Here is a 16,040-nt window from a genome sequence, read left to right as displayed (position 1 = left end):
GCACTGTCAACCCAGCTCAAGCCTTGTGCGGCGCGTGCTACACCGGGTCAGAGGCGATATCAGAAAGCCACACCCCAGAGAAACCGGATCTCCCGAGCCAGCGGTAGGCATTTCGTTTGAATAGCCTTTTTTTGTAACTTCAGAAACGTCTGTAGGAACGATCGCTACCAGTTGATCTCCTTGCGGCCAGACAGCGCCTGCGGCCCCAACCACTGCATGCCCCGCAACAATGCAGTCAGGCCGGCGTCCGGTTGCAAATCGAGTGCGACCGTTGCCCGATGAGCCAGCAGGTCGGCATCCAGCTTGAGTCCATGTTCGCCCTGCTGCGCCAGTTGCCCGCGAAGGTGCCAGCCAGCACTGCAATCCACCTCGATCCAGCCCTGTCCCAACCCCAGCGACCACGGTTCGCTCAAGGCCAGGTCGGTTACGCCTACCCGCCCTTGGCTACCTCGACATTGGCGCCCCGCGCCATGCAGGCGCAGCGCCCCCTGCCATTGCCCGGCCAGCCGGAAGTCGGTGAGCACCGTCGGCTGGCTACCCAGCGCGGTAGCGTCGAGCTGCCAGCGCCCTGGCCAACCCTCGGCGCGCAACTGCCAGCCCTGCCCTTGGAAACCCAGCTGCGCATTGGCCTGCAGACGCCAGGGCTGCAGCGTCCAGCGCAGGGGGCCGACAACCCCGAACTGGCGGGCCTGGCCGTGCCACAGGCTGCCACTGACGTCGTGCATCGGCAGGCCAGCAACGCGTGCCACCCAGGCGGCCGGCAGCTCCACCAGCAAGGTCAGGCAGAAGACCAGCCCGACCCACAACCACCACCGGCGCCTCATGGTTGCACCACCAGATCGAAACGCAGGCCCTTGGCATCCTGTTCCAGGCCCCACTGCAGCGGCCGGACGCCTTCCGCCTGCAAGGCTTGCATCCAGCCTTGCAGCACACGCTCATCGGTCACCTGTCCGCGCAGTTGCCAGTGGCTGCCTTGCGTCTCGACATCAATGAGTTCGATCTGCCTGGCCTGGGCAGATTGGCGCAACCGCTCCAGGCTTACACTTGGGCCCCGATGCAGGGCGCCAGCCTGCTCTGCCAGCACGCGCCATTGGCCAAGCTCACGCCACTGCCCCAAGCCTTCGCGCAGTACCAGCAACGCCAGCAAGGCGCCGATCAGGCACCAGGCAAGCGGCAGGCGATGGCGCTGAATCCAGTTTCGGCTCATGTTGCCGCTCCCAGATCGAACACCACCTGTGTCGACGGCGCAGCGCCTTGCACCTGCACCGCAGCCCCCGCGGCACTGGCCATTTCTTGCCATGGCGGCGCGCTCCCTTCGCCTTCAAGGCGCAGGTGCCAGCGCTGGCCGTCGAAGCGCACCGCTTGCAGGCGCCAGCCGGGATGGTCTTGCAGCCAGGCTTGCAAGCGTGCCTGCAGGTCTTCGAGCTGGCGCACGCGCAGTTGCTGTTGCAATTCGCTTTCGCGCAGGCGTTTCAGCGCTTGCGCCGCCTGCCGTGGGCTGGCCTGGGCGCCGGTTACTGCCAGCACTTGCCCACGCCAGGTTTGTACCTGGCGCCACTGCTGGCTGAGCCACAAACCGCCCCACACCACGGCCAGTACCAGGCAGGCGGCCATCAGGCGCCGTTGCGATGCCGGCACAGCGGGTAGCGAGCGCACCTGACGCGAGCGTCCGAACAGGCTTGGCAGCTTGTCCAGCGGCGCCAGCGTGGTAGGCCAGCGACCGGTCAACGTTGCTCTGCTCAGTCCGTGCCAGGGCTGCTGCGGCGGATCACCTAGCGCTTCAGGCCAGGCCAGCCAGTGCTCACGTCCCTCTGCCGTCATTCCCTGATACAAGCAAAGACCCGACGACCGCCGCCATTGCAGGGCCGTGCCCACCTCAGGCTTGGGCAACAGCTGGAACTCGGCCCAGCAGCGTTCGATCTGCAGCCCCCACTCGGTACATTGCCCACGCCAGCCTTCCAGATGCCGGCGGTCGACTGCCAACAGGCGCAACTGCCCTGCCTGGCGAGAGAGGTAGGCGCATTGCACCTCGTCCGCGCCCTGCAGCAAGTGATCTTCCAAGAGCAGCGGCCAATCATCACGCTTGAGCCCGGGCGGGGCGGCCAGTTGAAACTGGCTGCAGCGCTCGCCGGGAATGATCAACGCTACCCGTGCCTGCGGGTTCGCCGGTGGCTCGCCCTGCCCTTCACGCTGCGCGATACCCTTTACGACCAGCAGCCAGTCCCAGATTTCACCCGGTCGCAGCAGCAACCAGGGCTGGGCCGGCGTGCGTCGGCGCCAATCAAGCTTCATGAACGCCCCCACGGGAGGATGAAGGTGCAGTCATAGGGTGCTCCATCACGCTGCAGTTGCACGCGCACGCCACGGCCGGGATGCGCGGGTTGATCGGAAGGCCAGGGCAGCCAGCGGCCGCCCTGGTGATATAGGACGTTGAACGCAGTGACATGCTGCAGTTGCTCACGTAAAAGCCAACGCGGTTCACTGGCGGCATACAGGTCTGCTGAAGTCTCCAGCAGCAGGCGTTGATCACGAGCATCGAAACGCAGGCGTTGGCGCTGCAATCGCGAGCCGCCTTCGGCTTCAGGCACGGCAGCGGCCGCCACCCACAACAATTGTTGACGGTCGGCTTGCCAGTCGAGCCAGCGGCTGGCCAGGGGCAAGCGTTGTTCGTACACCCGTCGCAGCACCGGGCTGTCGAAGCGCCGCTCCAGTGCCAGGCAAAATTCCAGCACGCCGGTTTCCTGCCGGGTCACCTGCAACCGTTCTCGGACCTTGAGCCAGCCATTGACCAGGGCGGCGAGCATCACCCCCAGCAAGGCAGTGAGCGCCATGGCCACCATCAGTTCGATCAGGGTCAAGCCCGCTTGCCGCTGCTTCATGGTCGCTCCAGAAAGACCGTGTACTGGCCTAGTGGCAGGCGCTGATCGCGGTCGGCGTACAGCTGCATCTCGCCGCGGCGCAGGTTGCGCACACCTGTGCGGCGCAGTTGCAGCTGCCAGTGGCAGGCCTGGCCGCCCTGGTTCAGCACGCCATCGGCCTGGTTGCTGGCCGGCCAGTACTGCTCGACGGAAAAACGCGCCTGCAGTTCGCGGGCACAGAGCACGCCGAGGCGGTGTTGCTGCACGCTGGCCTGCACCGCCAGACGCTGGCGCAAGACCTGGCTGGTGATCACTGCCAGCACGGCGGCAATCGCCAGGGCCACGGTCACTTCCAGCAAAGTGAAGCCATGCTGCCGGCGCTTCATGGCGACAATGCCGTGCGCAATTGGCCGTCGCGGCTCCAGTCCCAACGCTGGCTACCCTCGGCCCAACGCCACTGCACGGTGCCTGGTTGGGCCCAACCCTGCGGCGTGAACAGCAAGCGTGGCTGAGCACTGGCCGGCCAGTCCGGGCGCAAGCCCTTGGGCCAATCACCCAGGCTGACTGCTTCGACCACCCAACCTTCGCGTTCACGGCGCACGAACTCAGGGCGCTGGCCGGTCCAGCGCAATCCGCGCAACTGCCCGGCGTGCCGCGCCAGCGCAGCTTGCGTATGAACGTGCGCGGCCAAGCGCTGCAATGCCTGATCGACACTGGCTTTGCCGCTGTCGAGCCAAGCGACAGCAAGCCCAGTCATGAGCCCGGCAATGGCCAGCACCACCAACAACTCGATCAGGCTGAAACCCCGCTGGCCAGGCATCGATTACAGCGCCCAATTGCCCAGGTCGGCATCCTGCCCTTCGCCACCCGGCACACCGTCGGCGCCCAGCGAATAGACATCGACCCGGCCATGCTCACCCGGCATGCGGTACTGGTATGGCGTGCCCCACGGGTCTTCCGGCAGGCGGCGCACATAACCGTCGCTGCGCCACGAACGCGGCAGCGGTTCCTGGGCCGGTTTCTTCACCAGCGCGGCCAGACCCTGTTCATTGCTGGGGAACCGCAGGTTGTCCAGGCGGTACATGTCCAGCGCCTGCTCCAGCGTGGCCAGGTCGGCCATGACTTTCTGCTTCATGGCCTTGTCCTGGTTGCCGAGCACGCTGGGGGCGACCACGGCGATCAGCAGGCCGATGATGAAGATCACCACCATGATTTCCATGAGGGTGAAGCCGCGCTGGCGGTTGCGTCGATGCTGCATGGGGATACTCCTTGTCATCTACAGTTGCAGGCCCTGGTTGAGTTGCATGATCGGCAGCAGCACCGCCAGCACGATGAACAGCACCACGGCGCCCATCACCAGGATCATCAGGGGTTCGAAAAGCGCCATGGCGGTGTCCACCTGGCGGGCAAAGCCGCGCTCCTGGTCATCGGCGACGCGTTCGAGCATGTCGGCCAGGGTGCCGCTGGCTTCGCCGCTGCCGACCATGTTCACCAGCAGCGGTGGAAACTGTTGGCAGGCATCCAGCGCCCGGTGCAGGCTGGTGCCGCCCTGCACCTGCTGGCGTACCTGTTCCATGGCCAGGCGAATGCGGCGGTTGCCGACGGTTTCGGTGGCCACTTGCAGGGCTTCGAGCAGGGCCACGCCACTGCTGGTGAGGATCGCCAGGCTGCGCGCCAGGCGGGCGCTCTCCAACACCTGCAACAAAGCGCCGATGCGCGGCAGGCGCAACAGCAGGTCATCGCGGCGCAAGCACCAGTGCGGTTTACGCAGCAGCCAGCTGCCCAGCAGCGTGCTGAGGATCGCCAGCCCCATCAGCCAGGGGCCGGCGTGCACCAAGCCCTGGCTGAGGCCAATAAGCAACGATGTGATCAGCGGCAGGCTCTGCCCGGCATGGGCAAATTGTTCGGTGAGCTTGGGCACGACGAAGGTCATCAGGCCGATCACCACGGCCAGCGACACGCCCATCAGCACGCAGGGATAGATCAAGGCAGTACGTGCTTTGTGCTGCTGGCGCTGCACCTGCTCAAGGTGATCGGCCAGGCGTGTCAGCACCTGTGCCAGGCGTCCGGAGCGCTCGCCGGCCTCGACCAGCGCGCAATACAAACCGGTGAACGGCGCGCCCTGGCGGGCCAGGCTGCGGGCAAGCCCCAGGCCTTCGGCAAGCGAACCCCGCAGCGCCACCAGCACTGTGTGCAGAGCCGGCTGGCGCAACTGACGTTCGAGGGTGGCGAGGGCATCGACCAGCGGAATGCCGGCTCCGGTCAGGGTCGCCAGCTGGCGGGTCAGCTCACACAGCTGGGCACGGCTCAGGCGCTGCCGGCGCGGTTGCCGGGTGCCACCGGCATCACGCTGCAACTGCCGGGCAAACAGGCCCTGCTCGCGCAGCAGCTGGCGTGCGTGGCGTTCCGTATCCGCCTGCAGGCTGGCTTTGTGAGTCTTGCCGGCAAGGTCGACGGCCTGGTAGCGAAAGGTCGGCATGGCTCAGCCCTCGACCACGCGCAGCACTTCGGCCAGGCTGGTCTCGCCGCGGGCGAGGCAGTCGCTGGCCATCGCCACCAGGCTCTGGCGGCGCTCGGCCAGGTAGTCCTGCATCGCCAGCTCGCTGGCGCCGTCGTACAGCAAGGCGATCAGACCAGCGTCGAGCTCGATGAATTCGTAGAGGCCCAGCCGGCCGACATAGCCGCTGCCCTGGCACTGCTCGCAGCCAACCGGGTGATGGCTGCTGCCCAGCGCCGCCAGCTCCGGCCACAGGGCGCGTTCGGCTGGTTGCAGCGGCTGAGCCACCGCGCAGCGGCACAGGCGTCGCACCAGGCGCTGGGCCAGCACGCCGCGCAGGCACGAGGCGATCAGAAACGGCTCGATGCCCATGTCGCGCAGGCGGGTGACTGCGCCCACCGCGCTGTTGGTGTGCAGTGTCGACAACACCAGATGGCCGGTGAGGCTGGCCTGCACGGCGATCTGCGCAGTTTCCTGGTCGCGGATTTCGCCGAGCATGATCACGTCCGGGTCCTGGCGCAGGATGGCGCGCAGGCCACTGGCGAAGGTCAGCCCGGCACGCGGGTTGATGGCGGTCTGGCCGATGCCGGCAATGGCGTATTCCACCGGGTCTTCGACGGTAAGGATGTTGCGGCTGCCGTCGTTGAGGCTGTTGAGGCTGGCGTACAGCGTGGTGGTCTTGCCCGAGCCGGTCGGGCCGGTCGACAGCACGATGCCGTTGGGCCGCGCCAGGCAACTGCGCAGGCCCTGCAGCACAGCGCCGGGCATGCCCAGGTTGCCCAGTGCCAGCAAGCTGGCCTGCTTGTCGAGCACGCGCATCACCACGCGTTCGCCGTGGATGCCGGGCAAGGTCGAGACACGCACGTCCACTTCACGCCCGGCGGCCCGCAAGGTGATGCGGCCGTCCTGGGGCTGGCGCTTTTCAGCGATGTCCAGGCGCGCCATGACCTTGATCCGCGACACCAGCATCGCCGACAGCGCCCGCGGCGGGCGCAGCACCTCGCGCAGGTGGCCGTCGACCCGCAGGCGCACCACCAGGCTCTGCTCGAAGGTCTCGATATGAATGTCCGAGGCACGCAGGCGCAAGGCCTGGCCGAACAGGCCGTTGATCAAGCGGATCACCGGGGCTTCGTCATCGCTTTCGAGCAGGTCTTCGATGCGCGGCATTTCGCTCATCAGGCTGTCGAGGTCGACCTGCTCGCCAATGCCTTCGATCAGCGCTGCGGTAGCGGCATCGCCGGCCTGGTACAGCTGGCCAAGGCGCTCATCGAAGGCCGCCGGCTCCAGGTAATTCAGCGCCACGGGCTGACCGTGCACACGCAGCAGTTCCTGCAGTTGATCGCTGTCGGCATCGTGGCGCAGCCACAACTGCCAGCCCGCCTCCTCCGGGGCCATGGCCAGGCCGGCCTGGCGCGCCAGGCGATACGGCAGCATCACCAGTCACCGCCTTCAAGGCGCGCGCGGCTGGCCGGGAACACCCGCAGCAGCTGGGCGTCCTGGGCAAGATCCGGCAACTGCAGCGGTGTGGTCTGTTGCAGGGTGCGGTACTTGTCTTCGCTCAAGCCGGCCAGGCTCGGCCCGTCACGCAGGATGCGCGGGCGGATGAAGACCATCAGGTTCTGCTTGGTGTTCTTGCTGGCGTCGGAGCGGAACAGCCGGCCCAGGTACGGGATATCGCCCAGCAATGGCACGCGCTGATCGCTGGTGCTCAGCTCGTCGCTGATCAGCCCGCCGAGGATCACCAGGCCGTTGTCCTCGACCATGACCTTGGTCTTGATCTCGCGTTTGTTGGTGATCACGTCGCTGGCGGCGCTGGAGTCGGCGATCGACGAGACTTCCTGGACGATGTCCAGGCGCACACTGTTGTCGATGTTGATCTGTGGCTTGATGCGCAGCTTGACCCCGACTTCCTTGCGCTCGATGGTCTGGTACGGGTTGGCGTTGTTCTGCGTTACGGAGCCGGTGACGAAGGGCACTTCCTGGCCGACCAGAATCGACGCCTCGGCGTTGTCCAGGGTCAGCAGCGTGGGCGTGGACAGCAGGTTGAAGCCGCTCTTGCCCTTCAGGGCGTTGACCAGCATGGCAAAGTTGAAACCGCCGCCGAAATGGCCGATGCCGGCGGTAGCGCCCGTAGTGGCCGAGAGCAGGTCGCCAAGCGCTTCGTTGTCGCCACTGGCAGCGGCGCCGGCGATGTTGGCAATGTTCACCCCGTTGCTGCCGAAGTTGACGATGCCGGCGCCGAACTTTTCGTCGGCGAACAGCCACTGCACGCCGAGCTCCTGGGCGCTGCTGTCGGACACTTCGGCAATGATCGCCTCGACCACCACCTGGGCGCGGCGGATGTCCAGCTGCTCGACGATAGAGCGGTAGGCGGCCAGTTCGCTGTCGGGCCCGACCATGACCACGGCATTGGTACCTTCTTCATATTCCAGGCGGATGCCCGAATCACTGGCGGCTGCCATCAGCGGTTGCTCCTTGCCCTCACCTTCGCCCGTAGCTTCGCTGGGCGCGGCACCTTCCTGGCTCAGGCCGCGCAGCACCTTGACCACCTCGCCGGCATTGGCATGGCGCAGGTAGATCACCTGGGTGTTGCTGCTTTGGCGGTTTTCGCTGGGCTGGTCGAGCTGGCGCAACAGCGTCCTGACCCGGTCGGTGCTACCCCGCACCAGCAAGGCATTGCTGCGCGGGTCGGCGACCACCTGGGTGCTGTCGGCGCCCTGCTCGCGGGCCAGCAGGCGGGTCAGCAGCTGCGCGGTATCGGCGGCGCTGGCGTGGCGCAGTGGCATGACCTGCAGCGGCTCGTCGCTGACCTGGTCGAGCTGGCGCAACAGGCTGTCGATGCGTTCGAGGTTGCTGCGCCAGTCGGTGACCACCAGCAGATTGGCCGCTGGATAAGGCGTGATCACGCCGACGCGGGGGTCGATCAACGGTTTGAGAATGCCGAGCATCTGTTCGCTGGCGGCGTTGCGCACATTGAACACCCGGGTGGCCACGCCATCACTGCCTGCGCTTTTCTTGCCGGCGGGTTCGACCGGCACCGGCTCCAGCCGCGCAGCCTGATCGGGGACGATCTTCACGCTGCCGTTGGGCAGGTCGACCGTTGCAAAGCCCTGGGCGCGTAGCTGAGCGAGGAAAATGTCGTAGATCGCATCGGCATCGTGGCGATCGACGGTACGTACGGTGACCTTGCCCTTGACCCGCGGGTCGACGATGAAGGTGGTGCCGGTGATACGCGACACGCTGTCGATGAATTCGCCCAGTTCAGTGTCGACGAAGTTCACCTCGTACAGCGGCGTACCGTCGTCAGCAAAGGTTTCCGGCTCTTCGGCCCAGGCCAGGGTAAGCGCCAGGCTCAAGGCGGCGGCCACGCAATATTTCACCAGCATCGTTCATCCTTGCCGCTTGAAGCCGGTCACGGCGGGGCGTGGCGGCCAGGGCAGGCGTTCGCGCCGCCCCTGGTTGTCGAAAATCAGGCCATCGGCGTCGATGTCCTGCAACACGATCCCCGGTGCCAGGCGCTGGCCACGGCCGAGGGTGCGCACCTGCTGGCCGAAGCGCAGCACCACCACGCTGGCCGACAGGGGATGGGCCTTGAGCCCGCCGAGGTACTGCAAGGGCAAGCGAGTCAGCGCGATGGCACCGTCGTCGGCCTGGGCCTGCCAATGGCCGACCAACAATCCTGGCAGCGGCGTGTCGGCAACGGCAGGAGGGCTGGCCGGTTGCGGCTGGCGCCCCAGTTGCAGCACACATTGCGCGGCCAGCCAGCCGGCCAGGGTCAGCAGGCCACCGGTGAAGAGGCGCGAGGCCAGGTTCACGACATTACCTGGCGTGGATGCCAGCCCGGGTGACCTTGCACGTAGCGCACTTCGGGCAGCTGCAGGGCCGCCAGTTGCCAGCCCGCTTGCTGCCGTCCGAGCCAGGCCTCGACTCGCTGCCACAGCGGCTCACCGGCCTGTGCCTCGAAGTGCAGGCCGAAGGTGCGGCATTGCCCCTGTACCGGCTCCAGCCCAGTGATGCGTTTGCCTTGCGGGCTGTAGCTGACGTGCCAGGCCTGGCCCTGCCAGCGCGGCAAGTCCTGGCTGTTGTCCAGCAGCAGGGGGTCGCCGAACAATTGCTCGGCGGCGTTTTCCAGCACCTGCTCGACCTGCCGGGCCGGCGCCTCGACCACCGGTGCCGGGTAGCTGCCGGTAAGGCTGATCAGGTGTTCGCGGGTGATCGCCTCACCGGCGGCAAGGGGGTAGTCGTAGCGCAAGCCGGGTAGCAGCACCGGCGTGCTGTTGTCACCGGCCAGGGCCTGATGCAGCAGGCGGTCCCAGCTGCCGCCACGCGTGTCGCGGCGCCAGAGCGCCTGCGGGGCACGAGCCAGCGGCTGGTCGAGCCACGCTGCATGGCCGGCGCGTTGCTGGCGCAACTCGGCGTGCAACTGGCTGGCGCGCAACTGCGCGGCGGGTGAGAGTTGTTGAGCCAAGGCCGGAAAGAAACGCCCATCGAATTTCCATTGCCCCGCCACTTGCTGGCAACGCAGACGAAAGGCGCCGCTGCCACGACAGCCAGCGAACAACACCGGGACGCGGCGGCCGCTGACCTGAGTCGCCTGCACGGGTGTCGGCCACAGGTCCTGGCCACGGGCGCAGAGCAGTACGTCGATCTGCGGCACACGCTCAGCCAGCCACAGTCCCGGCCCAGTGCCGACATCGGCCAGTGCCACCACCAGGTCCGCTTCGCGACGCGCCTGTTCGAACGTGGGCAATAACGCTTGGTACCACTGTTTGAGGGAAGCCTTCTGGTCCTGGGCATACGGGTCGGTGACCCCGACCACGGCGATACGCGCGCCGCCCCGTTCGAAAATTTGCAGGGGCTCCAGCCCAAGGGTTTTACGTTGTTCGTCAGCAAGCCCGGCACCGAGGGTGACTGCAGAGGCCTGACGGTACAGCCCCGTGCTACGTTGCGGCCAGAGCACGCGTTCATCGCTGCTGACCCGCGCGTCACTGCCCAGCAGTTGGCTGCCTTGCACCCCGCTCTCGCCCTGGGTCAGGTAAGCCAGGCCGCTGCCATTCCAACCCTGGCCATTCTCCAGTGTCAGGCTGTTGCCTGCCCCCGCCTCACCGCGCAATTGCTCAAGCAGGGCTGCCAGCACGGCATAGCCACCCAGTTGCACCGTGGTTGCCTGGTTGGCATCCAGCAAGGGAGCTAGTTGCGGGTACGCCCCACTGGCGCTGGCCCCGGTCATCCACGGTGCCCGGCCCAAGTGGCTGACCGGGCCCAGGCGCGTCGCCGGCACCACGGGAAGGCCGGGCTGCCGTGCATCGAGGGTGTCGGCCACGTACAGCAGGTCCAGGCTTGCGTTACCCCGACTCTGGCTGGGGAAGGCAGAACAGGCGCCGAGCAACGGTGCCAGCGCACCGACACCCATCCAGCTGATCACTTCGCGCCTGTTCACACTGCTTGCCATCGGGCCCGCCATCCTTATCCGAGTTCTCTTTGGGCCCCGGATGTTGCGGCGTTGGTATGACAGTTTGATGGCAGAAATCAGTCAGCCATTCCAAATTGATCTGTCTTGCGTAGTAGTAAGAACTTACAGTTTTAAAGCCCTGGAAATATTTCTGCCAAGGAATCATCACACTAGGGCTCTAAAGTCGCGGTTTCTTTCAACTCAGCCAACTATAAGGACACCCTGATGAGTCGAGAATCCGGCGATAACCTGGACCGCAACCTGAGCGGCAACCTGCCGATGGCCAGCGTCATGGACGCGTACCTGAGCCGTCGCAGCGTCATGCGAGGCAGCCTCGGTGCCGCGATCGCCATGATTGCCGGTACCGGCCTGACCGGCTGCTTCGACAGTGGTGGCGGTTCCGACAACGACGACCCGGTCACCGAACCGCCCGTGACCGAGCCACCGGTGACCGAGCCGGAGCCGAAAATGGCCCTGGGCTTCCAGTCCATCCCGGGTTCGCGCACCGACGCCTGCGTGGTCGCCGCCGGCTACAGCGCCTATGTGCTGGCGCCTTGGGGCACGCCGCTCAACAGCAACGGCAACCCGTGGAAGTCGGACGGCAGCAACACCTCGACCGACCAGGCCAACGCCATGGGCATGCACCATGACGGCATGCACTTCTTCCCCATCAATGGCAGTTCCGAAGACGGCCTGCTGGCGATCAACTTCGAATACATCGATGCCGCCGCCCTGCACCCCAACGGCCCGACCACGGACGTCAGTGGCAAGCGCCCGGCCGAGGAAGTGCGCAAGGAAATCAACGCCCACGGTGCTGGCGTGGTGCGCCTGCAGAAGCTCAACGGGCGCTGGCAGGTGGTCGACAACGACCCGCTCAACCGCCGCTTCACCACCGCCTCGCGCATGGAAATCACCGGCCCGCTGCGCGGCACAGACCACGTCAAGACCAAGTACTCGGCGGCCGGGACTCACTGCCGCGGTACCAACAACAACTGCGGCAACGGCTACACGCCGTGGGGCACCTACCTGACCTGCGAAGAGAACTGGCCAGGCATCTTCGTCAACAAGGGCACCCGCCCGGAAGACCAGCGCCGCATCGGTGTCGGCACCTCCAGCGGCCAGTACAAGTGGGAGAGCGCCGCCGGTGACAGCACCGAAGTGAGCGACGAATTCGCCCGCTTCGACGTGACCGTCAAAGGCGCCAGCGCCACCGACGACTACCGCAACGAAGCCAGCACCTATGGCTACATCGTCGAGATCGACCCCTACAACAGCAGCACCCTGGCCACCAAGCGCACAGCGCTCGGCCGTTTCCGCCACGAAGGCTGCTGCCCGGGCCTGCCGGTGGCTGGCAAGCCGCTGGTGTGGTACATGGGTGACGACTCCAACAACGAGTACCTGTACAAGTTCGTCTCCACTGCCGTGTGGGATGCCGCCGACGCCAGCCCCGCTGACCGCCTGGCCACCGGTGCCAAGTACATGGACCAGGGCAAGCTCTACGTGGCCCGCTTCAATGCCGACGGCACCGGCGTGTGGTTGTTGCTCGACGTGGCCACTCCGACCAAGGCCGGCAGCACCCTCGGCGCGCTCTACGGTGACTTGCCGGGCATCATCCTCAACACCCGGGGTGCAGGCGATGCCGTAGGCGCAACGCCGATGGACCGCCCAGAGTGGACGGCCGTCAACCCGCTCAATGGCGATGTCTACCTGACCCTGACCAACAACAGCGCACGCACCCCAGAAAAGGTCGACGCGGCCAACCCGCGTGGCCCGAACCGCCACGGCCATATCATCCGCTGGCACGACAGCGACGACCAGCTGAGCTTCACCTGGGACATCTTCGTGTTCGGCGCCAACGCCGCGGGCACGGCGGACATCAACCGTTCGGGCCTGACCGAACTCAACCAGTTCGCCAGCCCCGACGGCATGAGCTTCGATAGCCGTGGCGTGTTGTGGTTCGAGACCGACAACGGCGAGACTACCCTTACCGACTACACCAACGACCAACTGCTGGCGGTGATTCCGACCGATCTGGTGGATGGCACTGGCAAGCAGGTGCCGATCAACGCGCAGAACCAGGTGGACCTGCGCCGCTTCTTCGTCGGGCCGAATGGTTGCGAGGTGACCGGGATCGCGTTCAGTCCGGACAACAAGTCGATGTTCGTGAATATCCAGCATCCAGAGAACTGGCCGTATACGGACAAGGCCACTGATGCGACCCCGGCAGGTGCTTCGGTGCGGCCGCGGGCCTCGACCGTGGTGATTCAGCGGGACGATGGCGGCGAGATCGGGACTGCTTGATTGATAGCCGGTCAGTTAGCCTTGTGCTGACTGTATCGGCCTCTTCGCGGGGCAAGCCCGCTCCCACAGGTACCCCACTGTTCTTGAGATCAGTGAGACACCTTTGGGAGCGGGCTTGCCCCGCGAAGAGGCCGGTATGGTTCACCAGAGCATCGGCTCGCGACTCTTCACCCTCACCTGCTGCGCCGACACCCGCGCATGCCACTGCACCACCCCCAGCGCCTCCACCTGAAACTCGCTGCGCAACGTCCGCCCCTGCTCTTCGAACGACAGCTGCAACAAAAAATGCCCACTGTTGAGCAGCAACCCTTCGCTCAACCGCTCGAACGTCTCGTCATCTACCGCACCCAATGCCTGACGCAACGCCGCCGCATCCTCATACCCCGACGCCGGCCGGCCACTGATGATCCGGCTCAGCAGCGAGCGCGAGTAACGTCCTTCATACAGCGCATCTAGCAACGGCAGATGCTCCAGACCCAGGGCATTGGCGTTAAGGCGCCAGCCGGTGGTCTGCGGCAAGGCACACAGCATCGGATAGCGGCGTTGGCGCGAGGCATCCGGCTCCAACAGCAGGTTCAGTTCACTGGTTTCGAGCATCGGCTGGTTGGCCGCCAGGCGCGGCGGTTGCTGGCGCAGGTACTGGTTGCTTTCGGCACCCTGCAGGCGGGCATCGCTGTCGCTGTCGAGCCAGTCGGCCAAGGCGTCGACCAGGCGTTCAGCCGCCATGTCGTCGCCCAGCAAGTGCCTGAGCTGGCGCTCGGCACGTTCGCCATCGGCACCCAGCAGCGCATTGACGTTGAAGCAGCTGTGCTGATCGCGCACCCGCAGTTGCGCCTGGCCTGCACCAAAATCGTAGGTCAACGGCTGGCCGCGCAATGCCTGCCAGAACAACGGACTGAGGCGCCAGGCAGGGTCGCGCAAGGCTTGCTCGGCGTAGGCTAGGCCAGCCTGCTCCATGGCGCGCACCTGCACCCTTTGGCGCAACAACTGCACCTCATCGACCTGCCGCCGTCCATCCTCTACCAGCCAGGCCATGCCCGCTGCGAGCATCGCCAGCACCACCATCACCATCAGCAGTGCCGCGCCCTGCTGTCGCTTGCCGCCCATCCTGCAACCACCCTTGCGATTGATCGAGGCGCCAGTCAACACGCGGGTTGTTGCAGTTCGATGGCAATCGCCTTGCATTCATGTTCGCGTCATCTACATGAGGCAGGATTGGCCTTTCTTTTCATGACCTTACAGGAGTAGTCGGAATGGGTGGCATCGGCATCTGGCAACTGGTGATCGTACTGCTGATCGTTTTTCTGTTGTTTGGCACCAAGCGCCTCAAGGGCCTGGGCAGTGACGTCGGCGAGGCGATCCAGGGCTTTCGCAAATCCATGGGCGGCGAAGGCGAAGCCAATACACCGCCCGCGCCCCACGTGCAGCAGCCACCGTTGACCAGCCAAGCGGCGCCACAGACTCAAGCGGATCGGCAGGCCTGATGTTCGAGGTAGGTTTCAGCGAGCTGCTGCTGGTGGGCATCGTCGCCCTGCTGGTCCTCGGCCCGGAGCGCCTGCCGGTGGCTGCGCGCACCCTGGGCCGGGGCCTGGGCCAGGCGCGTCGGGCGATGCACGGTTTACGCGCACAAATGGAACGCGAGATCGACATGCCCACTCTCGACAGCGCGCCCCTCCAACGCCTTGAACAGGAAATCCGCCAGGGCATCAGCCTTGAGGCAGAACCGGTCAACCTGACTCGGGAGAGCACCCCATGAGCATTGCCCTGGACCCTGCTGCACGCATGCCTCTGACCGATCACTTGCGCGACCTGCGCAAGCGCCTGGTGCGTTGCCTGCTGCTGATCGCGGTGGTCTTCGCGGGGCTGTTTCCCTTCGCCCAGCAGCTCTACACGCTGATCTCCGAACCGCTGCGCCGCTTCCTCCCGGAAGGCGCCAGCATGATCGCCACCAGCGTCACCTCGCCGTTTCTCACGCCTTTCAAACTGACCGCGATGTGCGCGCTGTTCGTGGCCATGCCGCTGCTGCTGCATCAGGCCTGGGGCTTCCTCGCCCCAGGCCTGTATCGCCGCGAGCGACGGATTGCCCTGCCGTTGCTGATGTCGAGCATCGTGTTGTTCTACGCCGGCATGGCCTTCGCGTTCTACCTGGTGTTCCCGATGATGTTCGGCTTTTTTGCCAGCGTGACACCGGATGGCGTGGCAATGATGACCGACATCAGCCAGTACCTGGACTTCATCCTGGCGCTGTTCCTGGCGTTCGGCCTGGCGTTCGAGATCCCGGTGGCGACCTTCATCGTTGTCTGGGTAGGGTTGGCTGACGTGGCCACGTTACGGCGTAGCAGGCCCTACGTGATCGTCGGGTGCTTTGTGGTGGGGATGATTCTGACGCCGCCGGATGTGTTTTCGCAGACGATGCTAGCGGTGCCGATGTGGATTTTGTTCGAGGTGGGGTTATTGGCTTGCTGCTGGCTGAAGCGGCCTGAGCAAGTCAACGAGAGGGTGGCTGAATCTTAGGGCCCTTTCGCGGGCAAGCCCGCTCCCACAAGTACCGCGCTGCATTGAAGATCAGCGCAGTACCTGTGGGAGCGGGCTTGCCCGCGAAGAAGCTGATGCGGTCTAGAATTCGGCGAGACGCCAGACTTCATAGGCCGGCGTCTCGTAGGGATGGCTCTGCTTGAGCGCAGCGACGACCTGAGCGATCAGGTCGTCAGCCACCACCAGCTCCACCTTCCACTCCTCGACCACCTCGACCTGGCCGGTTTGCCCAAGGAACGGCTGGCTGCCGTCCAACGGGCGAAACTGGCCCTGGCCGAGGGTTTGCCAGGCGCAGTGGTCATAGTCGCCGATACGTCCGCCACCGGCGGCGAACACGGCGGCCTTGACCACGTCGACGTGGCTGGCCGGGACGAAGAAGGCGAGCTTGTACACCCTC

18 protein-coding genes are annotated in these 16,040 nt (G+C 65.7%); 4 read left to right on the top strand and 14 right to left on the bottom strand.

What is annotated here, in order from left to right:
• Nucleotides 1–164 precede the first annotated feature (164 nt).
• From ACZ6YA_RS06735 to ACZ6YA_RS06680, 12 genes are read right to left on the bottom strand one after another with little or no spacing between them, the layout of a single operon-like run.
• Nucleotides 165–824: a hypothetical protein gene (locus ACZ6YA_RS06735; protein ID WP_465896361.1), complete on the bottom strand. Its 660-nt coding sequence runs from the start codon at nucleotides 822–824 to the stop codon at nucleotides 165–167.
• On the bottom strand, nucleotides 821–1,207 hold the full coding sequence (gene gspM, locus ACZ6YA_RS06730; protein WP_465896360.1) for a type II secretion system protein GspM: 387 nt from the start codon (nucleotides 1,205–1,207) through the stop codon (nucleotides 821–823). Before gspM ends, ACZ6YA_RS06735 begins: the two co-directional genes overlap by 4 nt.
• Nucleotides 1,204–2,292, bottom strand: coding sequence for a GspL/Epsl periplasmic domain-containing protein (locus ACZ6YA_RS06725; protein WP_465896359.1), 1,089 nt, complete (start codon nucleotides 2,290–2,292; stop codon nucleotides 1,204–1,206). The genes gspM and ACZ6YA_RS06725 overlap by 4 nt, the downstream gene beginning before the upstream one ends.
• Nucleotides 2,289–2,879, bottom strand: coding sequence for a type II secretion system protein (locus tag ACZ6YA_RS06720; protein WP_465896358.1), 591 nt, complete (start codon nucleotides 2,877–2,879; stop codon nucleotides 2,289–2,291). The genes ACZ6YA_RS06725 and ACZ6YA_RS06720 overlap by 4 nt, the downstream gene beginning before the upstream one ends.
• Nucleotides 2,876–3,244, bottom strand: coding sequence for a type II secretion system protein GspI (locus ACZ6YA_RS06715; RefSeq protein WP_465896357.1), 369 nt, complete (start codon nucleotides 3,242–3,244; stop codon nucleotides 2,876–2,878). The genes ACZ6YA_RS06720 and ACZ6YA_RS06715 overlap by 4 nt, the downstream gene beginning before the upstream one ends.
• Nucleotides 3,241–3,678: a type II secretion system minor pseudopilin GspH gene (gspH, locus tag ACZ6YA_RS06710; RefSeq protein WP_465896356.1), complete on the bottom strand. Its 438-nt coding sequence runs from the start codon at nucleotides 3,676–3,678 to the stop codon at nucleotides 3,241–3,243. Before gspH ends, ACZ6YA_RS06715 begins: the two co-directional genes overlap by 4 nt.
• A gap of 3 nt (nucleotides 3,679–3,681) precedes the next feature.
• The gene (gene gspG, locus ACZ6YA_RS06705) at nucleotides 3,682–4,116 is read right to left on the bottom strand and encodes a type II secretion system major pseudopilin GspG (protein WP_400802845.1); all 435 of its coding nucleotides are present in this window, start codon (nucleotides 4,114–4,116) and stop codon (nucleotides 3,682–3,684) included.
• Nucleotides 4,117–4,134: 18 nt separating this feature from the next.
• Nucleotides 4,135–5,337 (bottom strand): type II secretion system inner membrane protein GspF, encoded by a 1,203-nt coding sequence (gene gspF / locus ACZ6YA_RS06700; RefSeq protein WP_465896355.1) that lies wholly within the window; start codon nucleotides 5,335–5,337, stop codon nucleotides 4,135–4,137.
• Nucleotides 5,338–5,340: 3 nt separating this feature from the next.
• Nucleotides 5,341–6,789 (bottom strand): GspE/PulE family protein, encoded by a 1,449-nt coding sequence (locus ACZ6YA_RS06695; RefSeq protein ID WP_465896354.1) that lies wholly within the window; start codon nucleotides 6,787–6,789, stop codon nucleotides 5,341–5,343.
• Complete coding sequence (gene gspD / locus ACZ6YA_RS06690) at nucleotides 6,789–8,723, bottom strand: type II secretion system secretin GspD (RefSeq protein ID WP_465896457.1); 1,935 nt, start codon at nucleotides 8,721–8,723, stop codon at nucleotides 6,789–6,791. The genes ACZ6YA_RS06695 and gspD overlap by 1 nt, the downstream gene beginning before the upstream one ends.
• Nucleotides 8,724–8,744: 21 nt before the next feature.
• Nucleotides 8,745–9,170: a pilus assembly protein PilZ gene (locus tag ACZ6YA_RS06685; protein ID WP_465896353.1), complete on the bottom strand. Its 426-nt coding sequence runs from the start codon at nucleotides 9,168–9,170 to the stop codon at nucleotides 8,745–8,747.
• Nucleotides 9,167–10,807 carry a bifunctional UDP-sugar hydrolase/5'-nucleotidase gene (locus tag ACZ6YA_RS06680; RefSeq protein ID WP_465896352.1) on the bottom strand — a complete coding sequence of 547 codons (1,641 nt, stop codon included), beginning with the start codon at nucleotides 10,805–10,807 and terminating at the stop codon, nucleotides 9,167–9,169. The genes ACZ6YA_RS06685 and ACZ6YA_RS06680 overlap by 4 nt, the downstream gene beginning before the upstream one ends.
• A 225-nt stretch (nucleotides 10,808–11,032) precedes the next feature.
• On the opposite strand from ACZ6YA_RS06680, the gene ACZ6YA_RS06675 reads away from it, so the two are divergent.
• Nucleotides 11,033–13,108, top strand: a complete 2,076-nt coding sequence (locus ACZ6YA_RS06675; protein WP_465896351.1) for a PhoX family protein — start codon at nucleotides 11,033–11,035, stop codon at nucleotides 13,106–13,108.
• A gap of 141 nt (nucleotides 13,109–13,249) precedes the next feature.
• Here ACZ6YA_RS06675 and gspK read toward each other — a convergent pair whose 3' ends face one another.
• On the bottom strand, nucleotides 13,250–14,215 hold the full coding sequence (gene gspK / locus ACZ6YA_RS06670) for a type II secretion system minor pseudopilin GspK (protein ID WP_465896350.1): 966 nt from the start codon (nucleotides 14,213–14,215) through the stop codon (nucleotides 13,250–13,252).
• A gap of 146 nt (nucleotides 14,216–14,361) precedes the next feature.
• On the opposite strand from gspK, the gene tatA reads away from it, so the two are divergent.
• From tatA to tatC, 3 genes are read left to right on the top strand one after another with little or no spacing between them, the layout of a single operon-like run.
• Nucleotides 14,362–14,592, top strand: a complete 231-nt coding sequence (tatA, locus tag ACZ6YA_RS06665; RefSeq protein ID WP_465896349.1) for a twin-arginine translocase TatA/TatE family subunit — start codon at nucleotides 14,362–14,364, stop codon at nucleotides 14,590–14,592.
• Nucleotides 14,592–14,864 carry a Sec-independent protein translocase protein TatB gene (tatB, locus tag ACZ6YA_RS06660; protein ID WP_465896348.1) on the top strand — a complete coding sequence of 91 codons (273 nt, stop codon included), beginning with the start codon at nucleotides 14,592–14,594 and terminating at the stop codon, nucleotides 14,862–14,864. Before tatA ends, tatB begins: the two co-directional genes overlap by 1 nt.
• Nucleotides 14,861–15,622: a twin-arginine translocase subunit TatC gene (gene tatC, locus ACZ6YA_RS06655; protein ID WP_465896347.1), complete on the top strand. Its 762-nt coding sequence runs from the start codon at nucleotides 14,861–14,863 to the stop codon at nucleotides 15,620–15,622. Before tatB ends, tatC begins: the two co-directional genes overlap by 4 nt.
• Nucleotides 15,623–15,724: 102 nt before the next feature.
• Here the strand turns inward: tatC and ACZ6YA_RS06650 are convergent, their stop codons facing one another.
• Nucleotides 15,725–16,036 carry an NGG1p interacting factor NIF3 gene (locus tag ACZ6YA_RS06650; RefSeq protein WP_465896346.1) on the bottom strand — a complete coding sequence of 104 codons (312 nt, stop codon included), beginning with the start codon at nucleotides 16,034–16,036 and terminating at the stop codon, nucleotides 15,725–15,727.
• Nucleotides 16,037–16,040 lie beyond the last annotated feature (4 nt).

It is taken from the genome of Pseudomonas sp. NPDC090752 (assembly GCF_055584805.1).
Note: the sequence above shows the minus strand (reverse complement) of the source record. Positions and strands in the feature narration are given on the sequence as shown.

Bases quoted from the DNA above. Each gene is read 5' to 3' on its own strand.
- ACZ6YA_RS06735 (WP_465896361.1), bottom strand. From the start codon at position 824: ATGAGGCGCCGGTGGTGGTTGTGGGTCGGGCTGGTCTTCTGCCTGACC.
- gspM (WP_465896360.1), bottom strand. From the start codon at position 1,207: ATGAGCCGAAACTGGATTCAGCGCCATCGCCTGCCGCTTGCCTGGTGC.
- ACZ6YA_RS06725 (WP_465896359.1), bottom strand. From the start codon at position 2,292: ATGAAGCTTGATTGGCGCCGACGCACGCCGGCCCAGCCCTGGTTGCTG.
- ACZ6YA_RS06720 (WP_465896358.1), bottom strand. From the start codon at position 2,879: ATGAAGCAGCGGCAAGCGGGCTTGACCCTGATCGAACTGATGGTGGCC.
- ACZ6YA_RS06715 (WP_465896357.1), bottom strand. From the start codon at position 3,244: ATGAAGCGCCGGCAGCATGGCTTCACTTTGCTGGAAGTGACCGTGGCC.
- gspH (WP_465896356.1), bottom strand. From the start codon at position 3,678: ATGCCTGGCCAGCGGGGTTTCAGCCTGATCGAGTTGTTGGTGGTGCTG.
- gspG (WP_400802845.1), bottom strand. From the start codon at position 4,116: ATGCAGCATCGACGCAACCGCCAGCGCGGCTTCACCCTCATGGAAATC.
- gspF (WP_465896355.1), bottom strand. From the start codon at position 5,337: ATGCCGACCTTTCGCTACCAGGCCGTCGACCTTGCCGGCAAGACTCAC.
- ACZ6YA_RS06695 (WP_465896354.1), bottom strand. From the start codon at position 6,789: ATGCTGCCGTATCGCCTGGCGCGCCAGGCCGGCCTGGCCATGGCCCCG.
- ACZ6YA_RS06680 (WP_465896352.1), bottom strand. From the start codon at position 10,807: ATGGCAAGCAGTGTGAACAGGCGCGAAGTGATCAGCTGGATGGGTGTC.
- ACZ6YA_RS06675 (WP_465896351.1), top strand. From the start codon at position 11,033: ATGAGTCGAGAATCCGGCGATAACCTGGACCGCAACCTGAGCGGCAAC.
- gspK (WP_465896350.1), bottom strand. From the start codon at position 14,215: ATGGGCGGCAAGCGACAGCAGGGCGCGGCACTGCTGATGGTGATGGTG.
- tatA (WP_465896349.1), top strand. From the start codon at position 14,362: ATGGGTGGCATCGGCATCTGGCAACTGGTGATCGTACTGCTGATCGTT.
- tatB (WP_465896348.1), top strand. From the start codon at position 14,592: ATGTTCGAGGTAGGTTTCAGCGAGCTGCTGCTGGTGGGCATCGTCGCC.
- tatC (WP_465896347.1), top strand. From the start codon at position 14,861: ATGAGCATTGCCCTGGACCCTGCTGCACGCATGCCTCTGACCGATCAC.